This is a genomic window from Streptomyces sulfonofaciens, from assembly GCF_014656295.1.
GTDB lineage: Bacteria > Actinomycetota > Actinomycetes > Streptomycetales > Streptomycetaceae > Streptomyces > Streptomyces sulfonofaciens.
Genome location: NZ_BNCD01000001.1, coordinates 178,738 through 198,434, shown reverse-complemented (window position 1 = coordinate 198,434; position 19,697 = coordinate 178,738). Strand labels below are relative to the sequence as shown.

Annotated in this window: 17 protein-coding genes and 1 pseudogene; 9 read left to right on the top strand and 9 right to left on the bottom strand. The window is 72.6% G+C overall.

Translation table 11 applies throughout. The features are described 5' to 3' along the window. Positions 1 to 171 precede the first annotated feature (171 nt). The 8 genes from IE313_RS00725 (at position 172) to IE313_RS00690 (ending at position 8,764) form a co-directional block, all read left to right on the top strand. Positions 172 to 1,350 (top strand): hypothetical protein, encoded by a 1,179-nt coding sequence (locus IE313_RS00725; RefSeq protein ID WP_189928881.1) that lies wholly within the window; start codon positions 172 to 174, stop codon positions 1,348 to 1,350. 535 nt (positions 1,351 to 1,885) lie between these two features. Further along, complete coding sequence (locus IE313_RS00720) at positions 1,886 to 2,164, top strand: hypothetical protein (protein ID WP_189928880.1); 279 nt, start codon at positions 1,886 to 1,888, stop codon at positions 2,162 to 2,164. Positions 2,165 to 2,281: 117 nt separating this feature from the next. After that, positions 2,282 to 2,863 (top strand): vitamin K epoxide reductase family protein, encoded by a 582-nt coding sequence (locus tag IE313_RS00715; RefSeq protein WP_189928879.1) that lies wholly within the window; start codon positions 2,282 to 2,284, stop codon positions 2,861 to 2,863. A 376-nt stretch (positions 2,864 to 3,239) separates the two neighbouring features. After that, positions 3,240 to 3,707: a tyrosinase family oxidase copper chaperone gene (locus tag IE313_RS00710; RefSeq protein ID WP_189928878.1), complete on the top strand. Its 468-nt coding sequence runs from the start codon at positions 3,240 to 3,242 to the stop codon at positions 3,705 to 3,707. 43 nt (positions 3,708 to 3,750) lie between these two features. Continuing rightward, on the top strand, positions 3,751 to 4,617 hold the full coding sequence (locus IE313_RS00705; protein ID WP_189928877.1) for a tyrosinase family protein: 867 nt from the start codon (positions 3,751 to 3,753) through the stop codon (positions 4,615 to 4,617). Between the two features lie 250 nt (positions 4,618 to 4,867). Then, positions 4,868 to 5,263, top strand: a complete 396-nt coding sequence (locus IE313_RS00700; RefSeq protein WP_189928876.1) for a TOBE domain-containing protein — start codon at positions 4,868 to 4,870, stop codon at positions 5,261 to 5,263. 365 nt (positions 5,264 to 5,628) lie between these two features. After that, positions 5,629 to 6,450, top strand: coding sequence for a molybdate ABC transporter substrate-binding protein (gene modA / locus IE313_RS00695; protein WP_189928875.1), 822 nt, complete (start codon positions 5,629 to 5,631; stop codon positions 6,448 to 6,450). 13 nt (positions 6,451 to 6,463) lie between these two features. Next, positions 6,464 to 8,764, top strand: coding sequence for an ABC transporter permease (locus tag IE313_RS00690; protein WP_229924266.1), 2,301 nt, complete (start codon positions 6,464 to 6,466; stop codon positions 8,762 to 8,764). 27 nt (positions 8,765 to 8,791) lie between these two features. On the opposite strand, the gene IE313_RS00685 is transcribed toward IE313_RS00690, so the two are convergent. From IE313_RS00685 to IE313_RS00675, 3 genes are all read right to left on the bottom strand, one after another. Beyond that, entirely contained in the window at positions 8,792 to 9,520 is a 729-nt protein-coding gene (locus IE313_RS00685) for a GntR family transcriptional regulator (RefSeq protein ID WP_189928874.1), read from the bottom strand. Between the two features lie 53 nt (positions 9,521 to 9,573). Further along, complete coding sequence (locus tag IE313_RS00680) at positions 9,574 to 9,984, bottom strand: ATP-binding protein (protein ID WP_189928873.1); 411 nt, start codon at positions 9,982 to 9,984, stop codon at positions 9,574 to 9,576. A gap of 417 nt (positions 9,985 to 10,401) precedes the next feature. Beyond that, positions 10,402 to 11,607 carry a helix-turn-helix transcriptional regulator gene (locus IE313_RS00675; RefSeq protein ID WP_189928872.1) on the bottom strand — a complete coding sequence of 402 codons (1,206 nt, stop codon included), beginning with the start codon at positions 11,605 to 11,607 and terminating at the stop codon, positions 10,402 to 10,404. A 60-nt stretch (positions 11,608 to 11,667) separates the two neighbouring features. Between IE313_RS00675 and IE313_RS34880 the strand changes: the two genes are divergently transcribed. Beyond that, entirely contained in the window at positions 11,668 to 11,997 is a 330-nt protein-coding gene (locus tag IE313_RS34880) for a TOBE domain-containing protein (RefSeq protein ID WP_229924265.1), read from the top strand. Between the two features lie 12 nt (positions 11,998 to 12,009). Here the strand turns inward: IE313_RS34880 and IE313_RS00665 are convergent, their stop codons facing one another. The 6 genes and pseudogenes from IE313_RS00665 to IE313_RS00640 all read right to left on the bottom strand — a co-directional run bounded on the left by IE313_RS00665 (position 12,010) and on the right by IE313_RS00640 (position 19,589). Further along, positions 12,010 to 12,336, bottom strand: a complete 327-nt coding sequence (locus IE313_RS00665; RefSeq protein WP_189929315.1) for a hypothetical protein — start codon at positions 12,334 to 12,336, stop codon at positions 12,010 to 12,012. Positions 12,337 to 12,439: 103 nt separating this feature from the next. Continuing rightward, positions 12,440 to 13,624: a helix-turn-helix domain-containing protein gene (locus IE313_RS00660; protein ID WP_189928871.1), complete on the bottom strand. Its 1,185-nt coding sequence runs from the start codon at positions 13,622 to 13,624 to the stop codon at positions 12,440 to 12,442. 159 nt (positions 13,625 to 13,783) lie between these two features. Continuing rightward, positions 13,784 to 15,034 (bottom strand): helix-turn-helix domain-containing protein, encoded by a 1,251-nt coding sequence (locus IE313_RS00655; RefSeq protein ID WP_268256674.1) that lies wholly within the window; start codon positions 15,032 to 15,034, stop codon positions 13,784 to 13,786. 244 nt (positions 15,035 to 15,278) lie between these two features. Next, positions 15,279 to 15,764, bottom strand: a complete 486-nt coding sequence (locus IE313_RS00650; protein WP_189928870.1) for a DUF6924 domain-containing protein — start codon at positions 15,762 to 15,764, stop codon at positions 15,279 to 15,281. A 235-nt stretch (positions 15,765 to 15,999) separates the two neighbouring features. Then, positions 16,000 to 17,307: pseudogene (locus IE313_RS00645) on the bottom strand (glycoside hydrolase family 27 protein); the annotation flags it as partial. 320 nt (positions 17,308 to 17,627) lie between these two features. Next, positions 17,628 to 19,589, bottom strand: coding sequence for an NAD-binding protein (locus IE313_RS00640; protein ID WP_189929255.1), 1,962 nt, complete (start codon positions 19,587 to 19,589; stop codon positions 17,628 to 17,630). Positions 19,590 to 19,697: the final 108 nt, after the last annotated feature.

The window sequence follows — 19,697 nt, the reverse complement described above, 5'->3', positions numbered from 1 at the left end:
CCGGAGGCGGGCGGCCGGGTCGGCGGGCGCCCGCGGACCGTGTCCCACCAGGCAGAACCGGCGGTCGCACCGACCCAGGGGCGGACACGTTCCGCGCTCGATCGGTTGCGTACGGCGACCGCTGCTCGGACGGTGATCACAAGATCGGACGCACTCAGCGAAGGGAAGACCATGCGTCATCTGCCCGTACGTCCCCTCATCACCTCCGCCCTCTGCGCGGCCCTCACCCTGTCGGCCGCGGCTCCCGTCGTGGCGGCCTCCGACGGCACGTCCGGCGGCGGCTCCCCGGCCGCCGCGCCCCGGGCCGCCGACCTGTCCCGCCAGGCCAGGGCGCTGCACGACGCCGCGACCGTGCTCACCCCGGTGAGCGAGCTGCTCGACGCGGTCATCAAGGCCGACCGCAACCACCTGTCCGCGGCGGCCGCGAAGCAGCACTCCGACGCCGTGCGGTCGGCGATCACCACCGTTCGGGCCAGGACCGCCGCCGACGCCGTGCCCGCGGGCACCACGGCCGCGGCGGACCCCCGGGCCCGGGCGCTCACCCGCCTCCAGTCGTCGGTTGACGCGCTGGTCAAGGCGTCCTCGGCGGGTGACAGGCAGGGCGTGAACAAGCACGGTCCTTCGGTGGTCCGCGCGTCGGTGGACTACGCCGCCGCCACCCTCGTCGCCGGCGGCCTCCCCGCGCCCGACCTCCAGGGCCTCCCGAGAACGGCCCCCCGCGCCGACTCGGCCCTCCTCCTGTCCGACGGCCGCACCGACGGCAAGGACAAGGGCCACGAGAAGGACAAGGGCCGCGACAACGAGAAGGACAAGGGCCACGAGAAGGACAAGGGCCACGACGAGGGCCGCGACCAGGAGAAGGGCAAGGGCCACGACGATGGCCGTCATGACGAGGGTCGTGGTCATGAGGATGGCCGTCATGACGAGGGCCGCGGCCACGACGATGGCCGTCACGACGAGGGTCGTGGTCATGAGGATGGCCGTCACGACGAGGGCCGCGACCAGGAGAAGGACAAGGGCCACGACGAGGGCCGTCACGACGAGGGCAGCGGTCATGACGATGGCCGTCACGACGAAGGGCGCGGCCACGACGAAGGTCGCGGCCACGACGAGGGCCGTCACGACGACGGTCGCGGCCACGACGAGGGCCGTCACGACGACGGTCGCGGCCACGACGAGGGCCGTCAGGACGCCGGCGACGACCGGCAGGCCCAGGACGACCGGCGGGCCAGGGACGGGGCCTCGGTCCAGGACGGACGGCAGACGGGCGACCAGCAGCGCCCCGAGGCCGGGACCGACCCGCGGGAGCAGGCGCCGCAACCCCCGGAGAGTCCCGCTCAAGCCCGCTGAATCCCGCTCGGGCCATGAGTGCCGCTGACCCCTGAATCCCGCTCGGGCCCCGCCCGCGTCGTGCCGGTCCCCGCGGACCGCCACGACGCGCGCGTACGCCCGTCTCCTCCGTACGCCCGTCTCCTCCGTACGCCCGTCTCCTCCGTACGCACCCGCGCTCCCGGAATCCGCGGACAGAAAGCCGGGGCCCCGTGCCGCAGCCGGGGCCCGCGGGCAAATGCACCCGCGGGCCGTCCACGGAAGGGTCCGTGCGCCAGGAGCCCCGTCCGCCGTGACGGAATGCGCGGCGAAGCCCCGGCCGTATTCCCCCGGCCCCTTTCCGGGCCGAATTCCGGAGTTCCGTAAAGGCGGGTGATCGTACGAGCACCACCGCGGCGTTGCCTTCGATCGGGTGGGGCGGGCTGAATTTCCCGTTGACAGAGTTTCCCCACCGCTCAGGGCTCGTTGGGCACGGTGAAGCGAGGACACCGGACGCGTTCCGGTGTCCGGACGTGAAAGCCCGTCGGCGATGTGCGTCGCCGGAGAAAGGAACACCATGAAGCCCCTGAAGGCTGCTGCGGTCCTCGCCGGCGCCCTGGCTGCGGCCGGTGCCGCCGCACCCGCGTACGCCGCCTCCGACGCCGCCCCCGTGGTGGTGGACGGCGTGCTGGACACCGTCAGCAAGCAGAAGGCGGTCGACGCCCACCTCGTGGGCGCGCAGCAGTTCGCCCCGGAGCAGCAAACCTCCCCGGTCGCGGCGGTGCGGGGCGTGGCGGAGCAGGTCAAGAAGAGCAACCTCACCCGGCAGTTGCTCGGCGGCCTGCCCGTCGGCTGACCGGTGCCCCTCCTCACCGGTCGGCCGACCGGGCGTCCGGCGGCCGGGGCGCGCCATCGCGCCGCCCCGCCGCCGGCCCCGGGAACCGGCGCAAGGACCCGCGGCGGGCACGCCGCCGTGCTCAGGAGCGGTGCGGGCCGCGCCTTCGCACTGGTGCTCGTGCTCACAGGCGCGGCCGGCCTGCTGCCGTCCTGGGTCATCACGCTCGACGAGTTCGCCCTGCTCAGGGACCCGGACTTCACTCCCGGATGCAGCCTCAACCCGGTGGTGGCCTGCGGCAGTGTCATGAAGAGCGCGCAGGCGACGGTGTTCGGTTTCCCCAACCCGATGCTGGGCCTGGTGGCGTACGCGGCCGTCGTCTGCACCGGTGTGAGCCTGCTCGCCGGGGCCCGCTTCCCGCGCTGGTACTGGCTGGGCCTCAACGCCGGGGCGCTCCTCGGCGCGGGGTTCTGCGGCTGGCTCCAGTTCCAGTCGCTGTACCGCATCGGCGCGCTCTGCCTGTGGTGCTGCCTGGCCTGGGCCGCCACCATCGTGATGTTCTGGTGCGTGACGTCCTTCACCGTGCGCAGCGGATTCCTGCCCGCGCCCGGCCGACTGCGCACCTTCCTCGCCGAGTTCGCGTGGGCGCCGCCCGTCCTGCACATCGGCGTCGTCGGCATGATGGTGCTCACCCGCTGGTGGTCCTTCTGGACCGGCTGAGGCCGGCCGGGCCCGCGGGCCCGGCCGCCGGCCGCGGGCGGGCGGGCCGGCCGACGACGGCTCGTCGGCCGATATGACGGCACGTCACCTGTAAGGCCGCGGCGCACTGCTGCGCCCGGGCGAATTCACGGCGCCGCGGCCCCCCGACCGACGCCTCCGGGGCGTGGCGGGCGGGGAGGGTGGGAGAAGGCGGAGCGCCGACCGCACACCACCGCCGGTACGTACCCGTGTGCCCCCCCGCAGTACCGGCGTGCCCCGCACACCACCGCAGGCACGCACCGGCGTGCCCCGCACACCAGCGCGAAGGGATCGGATCACCGATGACACTGTCCGCACGAGAAGGCCGCGCAGCCCGCCCGGCCCGGGTGCCGCGGCCATGAGGCCCCGCAGCCGCCGCGCCCTGCTGCGGGCCCTGTTCGCCTCCGGTGTCTCCACCGCCGCGGCCGTGGCCATCGTGCCCGTCGTGGCCGACGCCCGGCAGCCGGACGTGCCGGACGGGGGCGACCCGACCGACGGCCGCGCCCCCGGACCGGTCCACGACGTGCTCTTCGACGAGGTCTACCGCGGCCGCCACATCCACGCGCGCCGGCGCGCCCTCCTCGACGGCCCCACCGGCCGTCCCGAGGAGCACGCCGGCCACATCGCCGCGGCCTCCCCGGGCCCCGGCGCCGGGCCGGTCGAGGTGCTGATCGACGGGCGTCCGCTGCACCTGATGCGCCGTGCGGACGGCAGCTACCTGAGCATGGTGGACCACTACGGGTCCCATCCGACGGTGCTGGCCGCCGCCCGCGGCGCCGTCAACGCCCTCGGCGCGTCCCGGCTGGCCCCCGCGCAGCACCTCTGACGCGCCTTCCACTCCACCGCCTCCGGCCAGAAGGAAAGTCGGCATGGTGTACACCCGCAAGAACCAGAACGCCCTGACCGCCACCGAGAAACGGAGGTTCGTCAACGCGGTCCTCGCACTCAAGCGGACGGGCGAGTACGACGAGTTCGTGCGTATCCACATCACGTACTACGTCTCCGACGGCGAGCCCGGACTGCGGGTCGCCCACATGACGCCCTCGTTCCTGCCCTGGCACCGCCGGTACCTGCTGGAGTTCGAGCGCGCCCTGCAACGCGTCGACTCCTCGGTCACCGTGCCCTACTGGGACTGGACGGTCGACCGCAGCCGGACCTCGTCCCTGTGGGCGGCGGACTTCCTCGGCGGCAACGGCAGGGACGGCGACCGGCGGGTGACCACGGGCCCGTTCGCCTACCGCCAGGGGAACTGGACGCTCAGGGAGAACGTCACCGACGACCCGTTCCTGGTCCGCGACCTCGGCTACCCCGCCCAGCCCATCGCCCTGCCCACCAAGGCGGAGCTGGCGGTGGCCACCCGCCAGAAGACCTTCGACGCCGCCCCGTGGAACTCCACCTCCGCCTCCGGATTCCGCAACAAGCTGGAGGGCTGGGGCAGCGGCTCGGGCAACGCCCAGTACCAGCTCCACAACCGCGTGCACCGCTGGGTCGGCGGGCAGATGCTCGGCGGCAGCTCCCCCAACGACCCGGTGTTCTGGCTGCACCACGCCATGATCGACCGTGTCTGGTCGAGCTGGCAGAAGGCCCATCCGGGCGCCGCCTACCTCCCCGCCACCCCGCCCGGACGGAACAGTTCCCAGTACCGCAGGATCGTCGCCCGCAACGAGGCCATGCCGCCGTGGAACGTCAAGCCGTCCCAACTGGAGGACCACAGCAAGATCTACCGGTACGCCTGACCCACGGGCCCGCGCCCGGCCCGCGCGACGCGGCCCCCGCGCCCGGCCCCCGTGCCCGCCTCCGGCCCCCGCGCCCGGCCCTCGATGCCGGGGCCGGGGGCCGTCGCGCGGGGGTGGGAGCCGCCGGGACGGCCGTCGCGCGGGGCGGAGCGCCGGGGCCGCCCGGCACGGCGGCCGACACCTCGCAGGTGCCAGGCGAAACACTCCGATTCCTTGCAGATGAGAGGATCGGGCGCCTACATTGACGCGCATGCAGTCCTACACCATCGGCCAGGCCGCGCGTCTGCTGGGCGTCAGCCCCGACACCGCGCGCCGCTGGGCGGACGCCGGCCGGGTCGCCACCCACCGCGACGAGGCCGGGCGCCGCCTCATCGACGGCCGGGACCTCGCCGCGTTCTCCGTCGAGATCGGCCAGCAGGGCGCCGACGACGCGGAGGTGCCGTACACCTCCGCGCGGAACGCCTTCCCCGGCATCGTCACCGGCGTCAGGCTCGGCGACGTCGCCGCGCAGGTGGAGATCCAGGCAGGCCCGCACCGGCTGGTGTCGCTGCTGACCCGTGAGGCCGTCGAGGAACTCGGCCTGGAGGTGGGCATGGAGGCCACCGCCCGGGTGAAGGCCACCAACGTGCACATCGACCGCGGCTGACGGAACGTGCGAGCGCCCGCGGCCCCGGTCCGGCCGCCCGCGCCCCGCGCACCACATGCCCCGCACCTCGCGCACCACACGCCCGCACACCGTTCCACCGCACCGCCCGTACCGCACACCGCCCCACCGCTCGTACCGCACACCGCCCCACCGCCCGTACCGCACACCGCCCCACCGCCCGTACCGCACACCGCCCCACCGCCCGTACCGCACACCGCCCCACCGCCCCACCGCTCGTACCGCACACCGCCCCACCGCACCGCCCGTACCGCAACCCCCGGTGCAGGGCCGCGCCTGTGCGGCCCGCACCGACCGACCGCCCCCGACACCCCGCGCACGTCCCCCGATGGCGAAGGAGCCCGCCGATGAGGATCACTTCCACCCGCCGCGGTGTCACCGCGGCCGTGCTCGCCGGCGTCCTGCTCGGCGCGCTCGCCGCCTGCGGTGGTGACGGCGACGGCGGCAGGAGCGGCAGCCGGGGCGCCGGGGGCGGGGCGTCCGCCGACCGGAGCGGACCGCCGGCGGCCGATCTGACCGTGCTCGCCGCCTCGTCGCTCACCGACGTCTTCAAGAAGGCGGGCGCCGCCTACGAGAAGGAGCACCCCGGCACGCGTGTGAGGTTCTCCTTCGCCGGGTCGCAGGAACTCGCCGCGCAGGTCAAGGAGGGCGCACCCGCGGACGCGCTGGTGACCGCGGACCGGAGGACCATGGACGGGGTGCGCTCCGACACCGGCACACCCACCGTCATAGCCAGAAACCGCCTGGTCATCGTCACCGGCAGGGGCAACCCGGAGAAGATCCACGGCCTCAAGGACCTCGCCGACCCGAAGCTGAAGGTGGTGCTCGCCGCGCCCGAGGTGCCGGTCGGCGACTACAGCCGCCAGGTGCTCGACGCCCAGCGGGTCACCGTCCACCCGGTCTCCGAGGAGGCCAACGTACGGGCCGTGCTCAGCAAGGTCGAACTGGGCGAGGCCGACGCCGGCATCGTCTACAGGACCGACGCGGCGACCGCGCCCGGCAAGGTCGACGCGGTCGCCATCCCCGACGCCCAGAACGCCCTGGCCTCCTACCCCGCGGCCACCCTGAAGGAGTCCCGGCACACCGAGGCGGCCACCGCCTTCGTCCACTGGCTCTCCTCACGCCGGGCGCAGGCACTCCTGCGCGACGCGGGCTTCCAGCAGCCGTAGGACGGTGGCCCGCATGCGAGACGAACGCACGCCCCGCCAGGAGCGCGGGCACACCGCCTCCCGGGCCCCCTCGGCGGGCGGGCCCGCGAACGCGCCGGGCGCCGCGGCCACGGGGGGCGCGCCGCACGGCCCCGGCTCCGGGAGCGCCAGGAGCGCGGAGAGCGCGGGGGGCGGGGCCGCGCGGGAGCGGGTGCGGTCCGGGCGGACGGCGGGGCCGCGGCGCAGGCCGGTGCGGTCGCGCGAGCCGGTGCGCACGCGCGAGGGTGTGCGGACGCGCGAGCCGGGGCGCAGCCGGTCGCGGTCGCGGGTGCCCGTGACGCTGGCGCTGCCCGCACTGCTCGCGGTGGCGTTCCTGCTGCTGCCGCTGCTGGGCATCCTGGTCCGCACGTCCTGGGGCGACCTCGGCCACCACCTCACGAGCGGGGAGTCGGTGCAGGCCATCCGGCTCTCGCTGGTGGTGTCCTGCTGGGCGCTCGGCCTGTCGCTGCTGCTCGGGGTGCCGCTTGCCTGGCTGCTGGCCCGGGTCGACTTCCCCGGCAAGACCCTCGTACGCACCCTGGTCCTGCTGCCCATGGTGCTGCCGCCGACCGTGGGCGGTGTGGCGCTGCTGCTGGGCTTCGGGCGGCGCGGGCTCCTGGGCCCGTGGCTGGAGGACTGGTTCGGCATCACGCTGCCGTTCCACACCTCGGGCGCGGTGGTCGCCGCCACGTTCGTCTCGATGCCGTTCCTCGTCATCAGCCTGGAGGGCGCGCTGGCCGGGCTGCGCCCGCGGTACGAGGAGACGGCCGCGTCCCTGGGCGCCTCACCGCTGCGGGTCTTCGGCACCGTCACCCTGCCGATGGTCGCCCCCGGCCTCGTCGCCGGCGCGGCCCTCACCTGGGCCAGGGCGCTCGGCGAGTTCGGCGCCACCATCACCTTCGCCGGCAACCTCCCCGGCACCACCCAGACCCTGCCGCTGCGGGTCTACCTGCTCCTCCAGGACGACCCCGAGGCGGCCACGTCCGTCTCCCTGCTGCTCCTGGCCATCGCGATGGCGGTGCTGGTGGCCCTGCGCGGCCGCTGGACGACGGCAGCCGCGCAGGGCCCCGCCGCAACACCCGCGGACCCCGGCACCCCCACCGCCCCGGAAGCGACCGCACCGGACACCGCCCCGCCGGAGGCGACCGCACCGGACACCGCCCCGCCGGAGGCGACCGCCCAGGCCGCCACCGCACCGGACGCCGCCCCCCACCGGCTCCCGCCCGCCGCACCCGAGGAGGACGGGCATGCGCTGGACGCCACCGTGACGGGCCAGGACGAACTCACCCTCAGCGCCCCGCCCGGCACCACCATCGCCGTGGTGGGCCCCAACGGCGCCGGCAAGACCACCCTCCTGCGCGCCCTCCTCGGCCTCACACCCCGCGCCACCGCACGGCTGCGCCTCGGCGGCACCGACGTCACCGCCCTCGCGACGCACCGCCGCCAGGTCGCCTGGGTCCCGCAGGACGGCGCACTCTTCCCCCATCTGACGGCGCTCGGCAACACCGCGTACGGTCTGCGCGCCCGTGGCGTGCCGCGCGCCGAGGCCCGCCGCACGGCCCAGCAGTGGCTCGACCGGCTCGGCGTGGGGCACCTCGCCCACCGCAGGCCCGCCCAGCTCTCCGGCGGGCAGGCGGGACGCGTCGCGCTGGCGAGGGCACTCGCGCCCCGCCCGCGGCTGCTGCTCCTCGACGAGCCGCTCGCCGCACTCGATCAGACCACCCGCGCCCAGGTCCGGCACACGCTGCGCACCCACCTCGCGGGTTTCGGCGGCGTCTGCCTGATCGTGACGCACGACCCGGTGGAGGCCGTGTCGCTGGCCGACCGGGTGCTGGTCCTCGACCACGGCCGAACGGTGCAGGACGCCCCACCCGCCGAGGTCGCCCGCCGCCCGCGCTCACCGTGGGTGGCCAGGATGCTCGGCCGCAACGCCTGGCCGGGCACCACCACCCCCGACGGACTCGCCCTCGCCGCCACCGGCACCCATGTCGTCATCGCGCCCCCCGCCGACCCCGGCCCGCCGCCCCCCGGCCGCCCGGCACTGGCGATCATCGCCCCGGAGACGGTGGCCGTGCACCGCGAACGCCCCACCGGCAGCCCGCGCAACGTGTGGCCGGGCCGGGTCCGCGAGATCACCGCCCTCGGCAGCCGCCTGCGCGTCCTCATCACGTCCGACGCCACGCCCGACCTGATCGCCGAGATCACCCCCGAGGCCGCCGCCGACCTGGGCCTCGCGGAGGGCACCCCCGTCCACACCTCCGTGAAGGCCACGGACATCACGGTGGTCACCACGTGAGTCCGCCTCCCGGCGCACCCCTGCCGCTCACCCCACCCGGTAGACGTCTTCGAGCGCCCCGCCGGCCGGAGGCAGCAGGGATTCGGTGACGTGCAGGACGTTCCCGAAGGTGTCGTACGCGCTCGCCAGGACGGCCAGCAGCCAGGCGCGCGGTTCGAGGCCGAGGAGGTCCGCCTCCTCGTCGCAGGCCGGTCGGGCCGTCACCCTCTCCCGTATGTGGTCGTAGTGCGTCCTCCTGCGTGTCTCGACGTGGCCGAGGAGGCTCTCGTCGAGGGGGGCGGGGTCCGCCAGCAGGGTGTCCGCGGCCATCTCCTTGGTGAAGTACGCGGACACGACCTCCGAGGGCGCGGCGTCCCGCTCGGTCAGGAAGCGGCGCAGGAGCACCACGGTGCGGTCCGGCACGTCGAGGAGCGCGGCGATGCGGTGCGGGGCCCGTACGAATCCGACGGCCACGAGGTGGCCGTCCGCCTGTGACTCGACGCGTTCCGCGGCGATCCGGCCGCACTGCACGCGCTGCCCGACGCTCTCGGGCCGGCCCCGTGCCACGGTTCCGTAGCCCTGCCGGGACTCGATCCAGCCGTCCTGCTTCAGCAGCGACAGCGCGCGCACCACGGTCGGGCGTGACATGCCCGTGGCCCCCGCGAGGGCGTGCTCACTCGGCAGCAGCGCCCCGGGCGCGTACACACCGTCCTCGATCCGGCGCTGGATCGTGCGCGCCAGACGGATGTACTTGGGATCCTTGTGGTCGTACGCCAACTGCGTGCCTTCTCGTCGGGGTTCCGGTCCGGGGTCCAGGGGGCGGCGCTGTGTCACCGTGCGACGGCGGCGGGTTGTGGTGTGCCGAGCTGGAACTCGGCCCATACGCACTTGCCCGGGCCGCAGCGCGGGGCGCTCCCCCAGGCGTCGGCCAGCGCGGCCACCAGGAGCAGTCCGCGGCCGTGGTCCTCGTCGGCCGACGGCCGGCGCAGGTGGGGGTTGCCGTCCCCGGTGTCGTGCACCTCGATGCGCAGTGCCTCGCCGGCGAAGGCGAGGTGCACGGCGAACCTGCGTCTGCGGGTCGTCGTGTGTGCGATGGCGTTCGTGGCCAGCTCGGAGACGCAGAGGCGGATGTCGTCGGCGCGGCAGAGCAGGTCGCGTCGGGCGAGCGCACCCACGACCCACTCGCGGGCGTGCGCGACCGACGCGGGATGAGCGCTGAAGCGCTTCTCGTTCGTGCCCATATGCGGCTCCGGTCAGGGGGCGCAGTGGAGCTGCACATGACGTGAACGAGCCCCGCGCATGCCGGCTCCGGCACGTGAAACCGACCGGGGCCCGCATTGCGGTGGCGGACCACCCCGAGCGGGGCGTTCGGCCTCGGCCTCACGCACCGGATCGACATCCCGCGTGGTGATCGTTCCCGACATGACGCTCCCTCGGATGGTGAGGCCCGGGAGCAACAGCAAGAAGGCGGGTGGGCATGGCGCCGCACGCCTGTCTCCCTGGGCTGCACGTGGCGGCGCAGACCGGGTACTCCTCAGGTGGGCCGGCGCCGTGTTACGGAGATCACGCTACGGAGTGGGGTGATCACAGCCCAGTGGCGAAGGCCACCATTCGGTGCGTCAGTTGGAGATCGACTAGGACATGTCGTCCTACCCTGCTCACCCGGTCGGGTCGACCCCCAGCCGCGCCGCCAGCCCTCGTAGCGGAGTGTTGCGGCGCCGCTCGGCTTCCAGCATTTCCCGCACCGTGGCCGTTGCGAGCGCCTGGAACTTGATCCACTCCGGCTGCTCGGCCTCCACCTCCAGGAGCGTGGCCAGGGCACCGGAACCGTCGCCGGTCTGGTACTGGGCCTGCGCGACGTCCACGCGGTAATGCGCGCAGTGGACGGGCCGGCTGATCTCCCTGATGTCCACACGCCCGGCGTGTCGCAGCGCCTCGTCCGGCCTGCTTTCACTGCCCGCGAGTAAGACGTTGACCTTCTGCGTGCGTACGTCGACGGGAGAGAACGCACTACCGTAGGCATGCACCTGTCCCGACCGGATGGCCGCCGCCTCGGCCACGGTGAGCAGGTGTACGGCGTCGTCGTGCCTGTCCCGGCGGGCCGCCGGAGTGGCGGCGGCCACCAGGAGGCTGCCGTACACGGCGAGGTGATCGGGCGTCGCCCGGCGGAAGCTCGGCTCGAGCTCGTCGGCCTTCTTCTCGGCGATTGCCTGCGCTTGCTCCCATCGGCCTTGCCGCAGCAGCACCCACGACAGGGTGGAGACGCCCATGCCCTCCATGAGCGGGTCGGAGGCCCGCCGGGCAGCCGCGAGTTGCCGCTCCACGGCCTGGAATGCCCAGTCCGCGTGGCCGGACTGCGCGGCGAGGGAAGCGGCGATCTGGTACGCGAGCGCCAACTGTTGCCACACGGGCTCCGTGGGATTTTCGCGGACCACAGCCCGACCATCGCGCAGTAGCAGCGGCAGTGTGCCCGACAACTCGGAGTACTGGCCTTGCCAGTACATGGCCGCGGCGGTTTTCACGGAGGCGATCCAGACGTCCGCACCGGGCGGTTCCTCGACGTCGTCGTCAACGGGCACACCGGGCAGCGCACCGATGTCCTGGATCGCGTCGCGCAGCGCGATGAGGCCCCCGTCCTCGGAGATGGTCCGTGTCACGGTGGGCTGCCCTACAAGACGTTCGAGCTGGACATCGAGGGCCCGGGCCAGCGCACGCAAGGTGTTGATGCGCGCTGACTGTCGTACTCCCTGTTCGAGCTTCCGGATCGTGTCGGCCGAGACACCGGCACGCCGTGCCAGCCCCTCCTGCGTCATGTCCCGAAATTCGCGCAGGCAGCGAATGCGGTCGCCGATGGAAGTGTTCATAGGACTCCCGCCAGAAGGTGTTACCTCCACGGTACTGCGCGTGACGACGCACTCCCGCGCGTGTCGTTGGGCGGTGCGGGCACCACCCGGTCGCGGGAGCTGAGTTGCTGCGGGTCGAGGTTCGGGACCGGAGGACCACCCCTCGACCACGCGGCGAGCAGGCCCATCCTGACGGCCAGTTGTGAAGCCCGGCGTCGGCGGGCGGGCACCTTCGACTCCGTCTCCCCCAGGACGATCGACTTCCGGGTCCTTCGAGGAAGCCACACCCTCGGCAGCCGCTCGCGCGTCCTCATCACGTCCGACGCCACGCCCGACCTGATCGCGGAGATCACCCCCGAGGCCGCCGCCGACCTGGGCCTCGCGGAGGGCAGCCCGTCCACACCTCCGTGAAGGCCACGGACATCACCGTGCGACGGCGGCGGGTTGTGGTGTGCCGAGTTGGAACTCGGCCCATACGCACTTGCCCGGGCCGCAGCGCGGGGCGCTCCCCCAGGCGTCGGCCAGCGCGGCCACCAGGAGCAGTCCGCGGCCGTGGTCCTCGTCGGCCGATGGCCGGCGCAGGGCGCAGTGAGGCTGCGGGCGGCTGGCCCGGCGACCGTCCGGGTGGGCGCGGGCGCTCTCGGCGGCGGTCGGCGCGGCGGCCCGGGGGGCGTGCTCGGCGGGCAGGGCTCCGGTACGGGGTGCTGCCTCGCCCACGGGCGGGACGAGGTCGGCTGGAAAACGCGTCATGGTCGGCTCCATGTCGATGGTTCGGTGACGACATGGTCGCGGTGTGTGAAGACCCCGACTGTCAGGATCTGTTGATAGTCGGGGTCAAAGGAGTTACTGCGTGTCAGACGCCCAGCCAGGAGCCGTAGGAGAGGAAGCTGTCGGGCATCCTGCGCTTGGCTGCTTCGAGACCGCTGTAGGTCTCTCGGACGGTCGCGTGATACCGGGCCTGCTGCGGGGCGATCTTCCGGGCCTGCAACAGGTTCCCGAACGCGCCGTCGAGGTCCCCGGTCCACATCTGGGCACGTGCGAGTTCGGCGTGGTGGTGGCTGCGACGAGAGGCGGGCCAGTCCTGCGGGAACTTCAGATTGCGGCCGGCTTCCACCGCGTCGGCGTACTCGTCCAGCTCCGCGGACACCGAGACCCGGTGCACGGCCGCGTTCGTCGGACCGAAGCTGAGCCAGTGCACCTTGACGGCTTCGCCGGTCGACTCCGCCAGCCTCTGTGCCTCGTCGAGATGCCCGGCCGCCCGGTCCTTGTCGTGCGCCCGGGCCGCCATGACGGCGGCTCCGAGGTGGAGTTGGCCGGTGACCACGTCCCGTTCCCTTCCGGGGTCCGCCTGCGCCAGCGTGCTGAGGCCGATCCGCACCAGGCGGTCACCGGTGCGGTCCTGGCCGTTGCGCAGGTAGGTGAGCGCGCGCATGTACCGGTGCATGCCGCCGAACACGGCGTCCGAGCCGCGCTGGGCCGCCCAGTCCATCCGTGCGAGGGCGATGGCCGCGAGGTCGCCGTAACCCAGCTTCGTGGTGACGTCGTACGCGGTGCGGTATGTGGAGGCGAGCAGCAGCCAGCCCCCGGTGTCCTTGACGGTGTGGGCCGCCGTGGTCGCCTCCTGGATCAGCCCCGAGACCTCATGGGCGGCACGCTTGATCTCCCCGGCCCGCACCGCCACCAGCAGTTCCTCGGCGTCGTCGGCGATCAGCCGGCGGGGGCGTGGAGAGATCTCCGGGTCGGCGCCGAGGTCGTAGACGTCCAGGGCCTCGCGGATCGGCCTGATCAGGACATCCAGTTCATCGGCGCGCAGCTCGGTGACGTAGGGCTGGCCGGTGACCGTGGCGACGTCCACACGAAGGGCCCGGGCGACGCTCGCGATGACGTGGGGGCTGGCCGGGATGACACCTTGCTCGGTCTTGGTCAGGGTGCTGTAGGGGACCAGGGAGAGGTCGGCAAGGGCACGTTGGGTGAGGTGGCGTTCCAGACGGAGGCGCTTGATGCGCGCGCCCGTGTGGTCGCGCGGAGAAGCGTGCATGAGAGCTCCTGTTCTGACTCGACACCAGAACGGTACCGGCGCCGTCTGCGCAGCAGAGTCGGCCGCGTTCGCGAGGGCGCACACTGTTCGGTCGCCGGGGTGCGCTACGACGGTAGGAGTGGACGCACAAAAGAGGAGGCACAGATTGTGCCCCCTTGATTACGCCGTGAGCATGCCCATCTTGACGGCCAGTTGCGAAGCCCGACGACGGCGGGCGGGCACCTTCGACTCCGTCTCCCCCAGGACGATCGACTTCGCGTAGCCGTTGTACTTGATCGTCTCCGGGGCTGCCTCGTGGGCCTTGTCCAGCATGGCGAGTGCCACGTCCGGTTGGCCGTCGAGACGGTAGCCGCGGGCCTCCTCGATGCGGTGCCTGGCACGACGCGGCCGGGACGGGATCGTGACGGCGTCCGCGGTCGCGGCCTGCCGCACGGACTCTCCACCGGCGTGCAGCTCGACGGCGATCGTGACGGCGTGCGCACCCATGATCGCCTTGGAGAACGAGGTGATGGGGTCGTAGTAGTCGCCCGGCAGACGGTCGGCCATGGCGCGTGCCTGATCCCAGTACCGCCACGCCGTGCCCGTCTCCATGCGGCGTGCCGCGGTGTATCCGGCCCCGAACGTCAGCGCGCCCGCGATGGCCAGCACGTCGGCGGGAGCGTCGGGGAGGAGGGGCGCCAGGTAGGCCAGTCCCTGTTGAGCGATGGCGTCGGCTGCGTCGAAATGAGCAGGCCCGGAATCCCGGTGGGCCTCGGCGGCGAGCCAGGCGGCCACACCGATGGCCCGCACGTCCTCGCTTTCCTGAGCTGCAATCAGGCCCCGTTCGGCAACGCGCCACAGGAGCGCGGCATCCGGTTGGTAGGCGACGAAGAACTGGCAGAGCGAATAGGTCTCGCTGAGCAGTGCCTGTGCTGTGCGGCGGCTGTCGGAACCCTCCGCCTGCCTTACTGCGGCCTGGGCGTCGCGGATGAGGTCGGGAAGGAGTGCGCCGATCACGTCCCGGTGGTCGGGGGCCTTGTGGCGTGCCTGCCAGGCCAGGTCGAGACGCGCCCTCAGATGGGCGACGGGTGGTGCCTGCTCGTGGTCGGCCAACGGGAAGGCGTCCACGGCCGCCTTGACCTTGGACAGGCGGGGGTGCCCTGGTCCGGAGAAGAGATCCACCGGGACGTCGTTACCGGTGAGATCCGCCAGGTTGCTGACGCGCAGGACTTCCGCGATTCGAAGGACGACATCCAGCTTCGGGGTCTGGAGCCTGCCGCTTTCCACGCTCTTCACCCATGAACCGGTATGCCCCAGCAGGCCGCCGAGCTGATTCCGTGTCATGCCTTTGCGCTGGCGGAGGAGCTTCAGTCGCTGTCCGAAGGCCAGCGGATGTGCGTAGGGATCAGGAGTGCCCTTTGAGGAAGTCACGGCTTCGCCCTCCTTGCGGCTTCGTCACCAACCAGCGTAGGGGCAGGGCGCTTCCTTCGTGAGCGACAGCACACGGAAAACGCCCCCCGTGCGACTCTTCCTGGGAACGTGGGCGGCGGCACCGCGGACACCGCCGTGTGGGCCTGCCGCCCGGGGTGGTCCTCGGCGTCTCGGCCGTGAACGTCCTTGGGGGCCGATCGCGGGAACGACGGGTCCTGCGATCGGCTCCCGGGACTTGGTTCCGCTACGGCCAGCAGTGAAACACTCCGTCGGCACTACGGGCTGCCGTCTCCGCCCAATCCTCGTAATCCATGTTGCCGAGCATCAGGTTGCAGTCGAGTCCCGATGCCTCATTCGGTGCAATGCGGAACTGGCGGCCGAAGGTTGTGCCGTGCTCGACGTCGTATTCCTTGTCCAGGTAATTTGGTTCGTCGTCCATGTTGACGGCCAACAGGGCGTGGTGATCGGCTTGCATCGTCACTTCATCGGCGATGAAGACGACGTGCAGGTCGGGTTCCTGTTCCCTGACCGCGGCCTTGACCTGATCGACTGTGGCTCCTGCCCATGCGCGGTCGTCAACCACATGGCTGGTGGAATCCGCTTCCCCGTCGTCCCATGGTTCGTCCATCGCAACCACAACCTCTTGCCAGGCGTTTTCGTCGTCGAAGTGCGTCCGGATGACAAGTTTGTCAAATTCACTTCGCTCGCCGAATGGTTGCGCAAAATTCACCGAACTTCTCCCTGGCACACTAAAATGAAAAACCGAAGGTTGCGGTGCTCAGCTTAGCGCATTCGATCTTTTGTGCGTTTTGCCGCCACCCGCGCAGCCGCCACCCGCTGAAGCTCCGTGTCGCGATCGTGCTCGACGACTTCTCCCCGCATCCGGCCACGGAGAACCGTGGTCGGATGCGGGGAGAACGTTGCCTGACGCGGCACTAGCCGGACCTTGTGCCGGAGCCGGCCGCGGTGACGGCGAGCAGCACGGCCGTGTGCGCGGGCACGCTGGTGGTGTAGCCACCGGCGAACCTGCCGACGTTCGCTTCGGTCCACACATTGCGCACGGTCGCCGGCCCGTTGAGGCCCAGGCTGGACCAGCGTGCGGTGATGTCCGCGGTGGAGCCGGTGCGGTTGAGCAGTACGACGGCCCTCTTGCCGGTGCCGTCGAGGACCTTGCTGTAGACCTGGAGCCCTGAGCGGTCTTCGGCAACCTTGGTGCCCTGCCTGCCCAGGGGGTCCTGGTCGATGGCGATGACCTCGCGGTTGGTCAGGATGGCACGGGTCTCGGCGCTCATCGTGGCGAGGTTGTTGCCGGCCAGCAGCGGGGCTCCGGAGATCGCCCACAGGCTCAGGTGGGTGCGGTTCTGGGCGGCGGAGAAGCCGGGCATGCCGACGATCAGCATGTCGGGGTCGTTGTAGTGACCGGGGCTCTGCGCACCCGGGTGCTGGGCGCTGTCGAAATTGCTCAGCACGCGGTCCATGGAGGGGCTCTCGCCGTAGTAGATGATGTCCTGGCTGGTGCGCCACATGGCGGACATGCCGGGCGCCCAGTTCCACGGGCTCTGGTTGCCCCAGTTGCACACCGACAGCAGCATCGGACGTCCGGTCCGGGTGGTCGCGCGCCCGATCGCGTCGCTGATCGCCCGGTAGGAGGTGGGGGCGTCGAGTCCCTCGGCGTTGCCGCCGCACCAGTCCACCTTGACGAAGTCGAAGCCCCACCGGGAGAACTGCGCGAAGTCCTGGTCGTAGTGGCCTTCGCTGCCCGAACCCGGGGCGGCGGGGCGGCCGGTGGGGTAGTAGTAACCACACCCGTCGCGGCCGGCGTCGGTGTAGATACCGGCCTTGAGGCCCTTGCTGTGGATGTAGTCGGCGATGGCCTTCATCCCGCCGGGCCACTCGCCGGTGTCGACGGTGATGTTCCCGGCGGAGTCCCGGGTGCCCTGCCACCAGCCCTCATCGATGTTGACGTACTGGTAGCCGGCGTTCTTGAGGCCGGACGAGACCAGGGCGTCCGTTTGCGCCTTGATCACGTTGTAGTCGATCTTTGCGGCGAAGGTGTTCCACGACGCCCATCCCATCGGTGGTGCGGTCACCGCCTTGATCGCGTCGGCCGACGCGTCCTGCGCCTCCTGCGCCGCCATGCCCGCGTCCGCGACGCGTGCGTGGGAGGAGGTGTGCCCGGCCGTCAGTACGGCGGCGGCCAGGACCAGGGAGAGAACCGTTTGGGCCACCACGCGCGTGCGCGGTCGGCCATGGCGCCGCCAGGGAATCGTCATCACGCTACTGACCTCGATCGGGAGTAGTGGTACCGGATCAACTCTGTGGGGGGCTGCCGGACTCACCGGCATGGTGATCAGCGGGCACGGCTCGTTGGGTCTGTCTGCGGTGCGGTGCGGGACGGCTGCGACGGTAGTCGAGATATCGAACGTTGTTCGAGATGCTGTGGCCGGGGTGGACGCTAGGGCAGCGTCCCGCGTCGGTCAACCCCTCGCGCACCGCGGCGGGTCGGGGGACCGGTCCGTCGGGCGCCGTGCCACGTGGTCGTCGGCGACGCGTACGGTGCCGTCGGACCTACCGCCGACGCAACACCGTTGAATCAAGGCGTTCCCGCCCCCCGAGCCCGCCGCTTCAGCAGCTCGGCCAGGCCCTGCCGGGTGGCCGCGAGCACCACCCGGTCGCCGGGGCCGAGCTGCTGCTTCGGGTCGAGGTCCCAGACGAGGTCGGGGGTGCGGTCCGCGGAGGCCGGGCGCTCGGCGGTGTCGGGTGCGGCCAGGGCGAGGATGCGCCACTGGCCGGGCCGGAAGGCCTGTCCGATGGTGCGGCCCTCCAGCAGCGGATGCCCCGCGACGTCGACGACCGCGAACAGCAGCACGCGCCGCTCGACCGGTATGGCGCCCAGGATCTGGCGTCCCATCATGGCCCCGGCGAACGCGGGCGCGGCGAGGTGGGAGACGCTGCGGCTGCGGGTGAGCGCCCCGGGGTGTGCGGCGCGCAGCGTCCGGTAGACGACGGTGGCGAAGTCGTCGTCGTACAGTCGCAGCACCACCCTGAGCTGCGGTTTGACGGACCGGGCGGTGAGGGCGGCCTCCAGGTTGATGGTGTCGAGACTGGTGAGCGCGAGCAGCGCGCCCGCGCGGTGGATCTTGGCGGCCTCCAGGACGCCCTCCTCGGTGACGTCGCCGAGCACCACCGGCACCCGGAGCCGCCGTGCCACGGCGAGCCCGCGTGCCTCCGGGTCGGCCTCCACGCACACCACCGGGATGTTCAGCTTCCTGAGCTCCAGCAGGACCCGGGTGCCTATCTTGCCGAGGCCGAGCAGCACCACGTGGTCGGACAGACCGCGTGGCGGGCGGCGGGCCACGGGCCCGCTGCGGAAGCTGCCCAGCGCCTCCAGGACGGCGGCCAGCAGCACCGGCAGCAGCAGAAGTCCGACCACGCCGGAGAGCAGTTGGAGGATCTGCCGTGCGGCCGGACCGTCGGTCGCCGGGTCGTTGATGGCCAGCAGGTCGAGCACGGTGAGGTAGATGGCGTGCAACGGGTGGTCGCCGGTGGTCAGCATCGATGCCACCGCGAGCGCGAGCACCGCTCCGACCAGCACGGTGAACGACCAGCGCAGCCGGCGCGACAGCAACCAGCCGAGCGGCACGCGGCGGCCGCGCGCGGGCGCGGGCCCCGTGTGCGCCAGGGTGCGCAGCACGACGGTGCCGCGGCCGGGCGCCGCGGCCACCGACTCCTCGTCCGGCAGCAGCATCGGCCCGTCGGTGCCGCTGATGTCGGAGCCCTCGGCGCCGGCGGGGTCGGCCGCGGTGGACGACAGCAGGGCCAGCGTGCACAGCCCCTGCTCGGCGACCTCCCCGTGCCCCGGATCGACCTCGGCGGCCCGCAGCAGCAGACCGCCCGCCCTGACGACCTTGCTGGACCCGGCGATCGCGGTGGCGGCCAGCGCGGGTGCGGCGGTGTCTGCGTCCGACAGGACGGTGGTGGAGGCGTCCAGTTCCGTCGCGTCCATGCCGGGCGCCGCCAGCGCCGCGGCCTGGTCGAGCAGATCCTCCAGGTACTGGCCGAGCCGGCGGTTGTAGAGCCGGATCACCAGGCGCAGGCGCGGGTTGAGGCGGCGGGCGGCGAGCGCGGCACGGATGTTGGTCTCGTCGTCGTCATGGACCAGGGCGAGGGCGGCGGCATGTTCCACACCCGCCTCGGCCAGTACCTCCTCGGTGAGCTCCGGGGCTTCGACGATCCGGTCGGCGGCCTGCACGCCCTGGCCCGCGAAGCCGACCGCACCCGGGCCGACCGCACCCGCGCTGCCCGCGCCCGACCCGCCCGCACCCGACCCGCCGGAGCCGTTCGACCCGGCCGTCGCGGCACCCGCGCCGCCGGCGGCGCGGGTGACGGCCGCGGATATCCGGCCGAACAGCATCGAGGTGCGGGCCCTGCCTGTGGCCGGCTGCCCGGTGTCGCGGCCCGGTCCCGGCACCACCAGGGTGACCGTTTCCCCGTAGAGGCCGCGCAGCTCGGCCGCGAGCCGGTGCGCCAGGGTGTCGTCACCGCAGACCACCATGGTCCCGGTGACATCGGTCGGCGGTGCTGCGGGACGCAGCGAAGGACTGGCCACGTAGGGAAAGACTGCCGCACCCACCGCACAGTTCCCGCCAGACGCGGCCAGAAC